Raw genomic sequence first — 3467 nt, 5'->3', positions numbered from 1 at the left:
CTCCGGCCGCGAAAACCGCAACCGGTTCTGCGACGAATGTAGAGCTTGGCCTTAAGGGCGCAACCTCTAGGCCGCCCGAGCGTCGGTTTCCGCCATCCGCTGAATCGAGACGTAGTCGGTCTTGCCCGTGCCCAGCACCGGCACCTCCGGCACCCGCATGATCTTCTTGGGCACCGCGAGTTCCGGGGCGCCGTGGTCCTTGGCCCAGGCGGCGAGGCGGGCGACGTCGGCGTCCGTCCGGTCGGTGACCAGCACCAGGCGCTCGCCCTTGCGGGTGTCCGGCACGGCGACCACGGCGTGGCGCGACTCCGGCCACACCGCGCTGGCCAGGCGCTCGACGGCGGTCAGGGACACCATTTCGCCGCCGATCTTGGCGAAGCGCTTGGCCCGGCCGAGGATGGCGACGTAGTCCTCCTCGTCCACATCCACGATGTCGCCGGTGTCATGCCAGCCGCCTTCCAGCGGCTCGACCGTCTCCGGATCGTCCGGCGAGAGATAGCCGGCCATGACGTTGGGCCCGCGCAGATAGAGGCGTCCGCCTTCCGGGATGCCCGGCACTGGCTCGACCCGCCATTCCATGCCCGGCAGCATCTGGCCGACCGTGCCGGGCCGGTTGCGGTCCGGATGGTTCACCGCGACCACGGGGGCGGCCTCGGTCGCGCCGTAGCCTTCCAGCAGCTTCAGGCCGTGAAACTTGGTGTTGAACAGGTGATAGGTCTCGTCGCGCACCTTCTCGGCGCCGGCGACGACGAACTCCAGCGTGCGGAAATCGTCCGGCCCGGCCACCCGCGCCCACTGGTTCAGGAAGGTATCGGTCGCGAAGACGATCGAGGCCTTCACCTCGGGCAGCAGCTCGACGATCTGCTTGGCGTGAAGGGGGGAGGGGTACTGGAACGCCTTCATCCCCGTCAACATAGGCAGCAGCACCCCGCCGGTCAGGCCGAAGCAGTGGAAGGTCGGCAGCGGGTTGAACACCACCCAGTTGGGGTTCAGGTCGATGTGCTGGGCCACCTGGGCGCAGTTCGACACCAGGTTCGACTGGCTGAGGAAGACGCCCTTGGGCGCGCCGAAGCTGCCTGAGGTGAACAGGATGACGCCCGCGTCGTCCGGCTTCACCGGCGTGCGGAACTGCTTGGGGAACATCCCGGCCATCAGGCCGAAGACCTTGTCGCCCAGGCCGATGGTCTTGCGCACGTCGTCCAGCCAGACGACTTCGGCGACGGTCTCAATGGCGTCGGTCAGGTCTTCCAGCTTGGCCTGGTCAACGAAGCGCTTGGCCGACAGCACCTTGTTCACGCCCGCGGCCTTGATGGCCGCCTTCACGTTGCGGGCGCCCGAGGTGAAGTTCAGCATCACCGGCGTGCGGCCAAACGCGTGCAGGCTGTAGAAGGTCACGCAGACGCCCGCGCTGGACGGCAGCAGCACGCCGACCCGCTCGCCGGGTTCGGTCATGGCGGCGATCTTGCGGCCGAGCACGAAGGCGGCCCGGATCAGGCCGGTGTAGGTCAGGGGCTTCCTGTCCTGGTCCTCGAGGATCTCCTTGTCCCCGAAACGGTCCCGCGCCTCGATCAGGGCGTCGAAAACCGCCTTGTCCCCCTCCCGCGCAGCAAATTCACGCGGCAAGCGCATCCTCCTTGGGGGACCGGTCCGGCCCCTCTCTGTTGCGTCGGCAACCTAGACAGCGCGTCGACGGAAGAAAAGATGCGTTACGTTGCGTGAAGACGGAGTCAGCCGACCTCCACCGGAGCATCCTCGCGGCCGCCCCATTCGGCCCAGGAGCCGTCGTAGATCGCGACATCCCACTTCCCGAGGCGTGCGGCGGCCAGCGCCAGGATAGCGGCGGTCAGGCCCGAGCCGCAGCTTGTGGTCAGCGGTCGGTCCAGGAACGCGCCGGCGGCCTCGAGATGGGTGCGTAGTTCCTCGGCGGACTTTAGCGTCCCGTCAGCGGTCAGCACGTCAGGGAAGGGCAGGTTCAGCGAGCCGGGTATCCGGCCCGACCGGAGGCCCTGCCTCGGCTCGGCCGCCTCGCCGCGGAAGCGGGCCGCCGAGCGAGCGTCCACCACCTGGCCACCGCTTTCCAGTTCAGCCCGCACGGCCGCGAAGTCGCGGACCAGCTCAGGCCGAAGCCCGGCGACGAACCTGCGGGTCGCAACCGCCTCGACGGGCCCGCTCTCGACCGGACGTCCCTCCGCCCGCCACTTCGGCAGGCCGCCGTCCAGCACCCGGACCCGGTCGTGGCCGAACACCCGGAAGGTCCACCAGACCCTCGGCGAGGACCGCACGCCCGCCTGGTCATAGACCACCACCAGATCGTCGTTGCCGATCCCCATGGCCCCGACAGCCTCGGCGAAGACCCGCGGGCTCGGCAGCATGTGGGGCAGGGGGCTCGTGGTGTCCGCCACCGCGTCGATGTCGAAGAACCGGGCCCCCGGAATCCGGGCCGCCTCGAACGGCCCCTTGGCGTCTGAGCCGTCGAGGTTCCAGGTACAGTCGAGGAGGCGCACGTCGAGCAGCTTCGTCAACGCGGCCAACTCGATGGTTGTGATGAGCGGATCGGGCGGCTCGTCGGCTGCGTGCGGCGGGCCCTCGCCGTCCCGCTCGAAATAGCCGTAGCGCTCCGGGTGCGCGAGGACCGTGTCGGCAATCCGTTCGGCTTGTCCGGCGAGATGGACCTGCCGCAGCAGGGATATCATCGCCGCCCGGTCGCGGTTGCGAATGGCGGTGTCCATCTGCTCGAGCAAGCCAGCTTCACCCAGCCGCTCGTTGGTTGTCATGCCGTCAAATGTGGAAGTAGGCATGCGATGATCTGTATTTCCCTTCTCCCAGAGGGAAAAGGTGGCCCGAGGGTGACGGCTGAGTGCTTGCCATATCCCCCGCAAGAGACGACATAGCGCGCAAATGGTCACCCTGATCGACACGGTCTCATTCCGGCACCCGGAAAAGCGCAACCGGCCCGACGCGCCGGTGCTGCGCAAGCCTGACTGGCTGCGCGTGCGCGCGCCGGGCTCGGGCCAGTACAACGCCACCAAGGCGATCGTGAAGGAGAAGGGCCTTCACACCGTCTGCGAAGAGGCGGCCTGCCCCAACATCGGCGAGTGCTGGAGCCAGAAGCACGCCACGCTGATGATCATGGGCGACACCTGCACGCGGGCCTGCGCCTTCTGCAACGTCAAGACCGGCCTGCCCTTAGCCCTCGATCCGGAGGAGCCCTTCAAGGTCGGGCTGGCGGTCCAGCAGATGGGCCTGAACCACGTGGTCATCACCTCGGTGGACCGCGACGACCTGGCCGACGGCGGCGCCGAGCACTTCGCCGAGGTGATCCGCCAGATTCGCGCCCAGGCGCCCGGCACGACGATCGAGATCCTGACGCCCGACTTCCTGCGCAAGGACGGCGCCGCCGAAGTCGTCATCGACGCCAAGCCCGACGTCTTCAACCACAACCTGGAGACCGTGCCGCGGCTCTATCT

Annotated in this window: 3 protein-coding genes; 1 reads left to right on the top strand and 2 read right to left on the bottom strand. The window is 68.2% G+C overall.

What is annotated here, in order from left to right; all coding sequences use genetic code 11:
* Positions 1 to 66 precede the first annotated feature (66 nt).
* Together Q0M60_RS06020 and sseA are read right to left on the bottom strand one after the other, a co-directional pair.
* Positions 67 to 1629, bottom strand: coding sequence for an AMP-binding protein (locus Q0M60_RS06020; protein WP_296817242.1), 1563 nt, complete (start codon positions 1627 to 1629; stop codon positions 67 to 69).
* Positions 1630 to 1727: 98 nt separating this feature from the next.
* The gene (gene sseA / locus Q0M60_RS06015) at positions 1728 to 2798 is read right to left on the bottom strand and encodes a 3-mercaptopyruvate sulfurtransferase (RefSeq protein WP_366855618.1); all 1071 of its coding nucleotides are present in this window, start codon (positions 2796 to 2798) and stop codon (positions 1728 to 1730) included.
* Between the two features lie 100 nt (positions 2799 to 2898).
* Here sseA and Q0M60_RS06010 point away from each other — a divergent pair.
* The coding region (locus Q0M60_RS06010) for a lipoyl synthase (RefSeq protein ID WP_296817239.1) at positions 2899 to 3467 on the top strand (569 nt) is incomplete at its 3' end.

This window comes from Brevundimonas sp., assembly GCF_024711105.1.
In the GTDB taxonomy this organism is placed as follows: Bacteria; Pseudomonadota; Alphaproteobacteria; order Caulobacterales; family Caulobacteraceae; genus Brevundimonas.
Note: the sequence above shows the minus strand (reverse complement) of the source record. Positions and strands in the feature narration are given on the sequence as shown.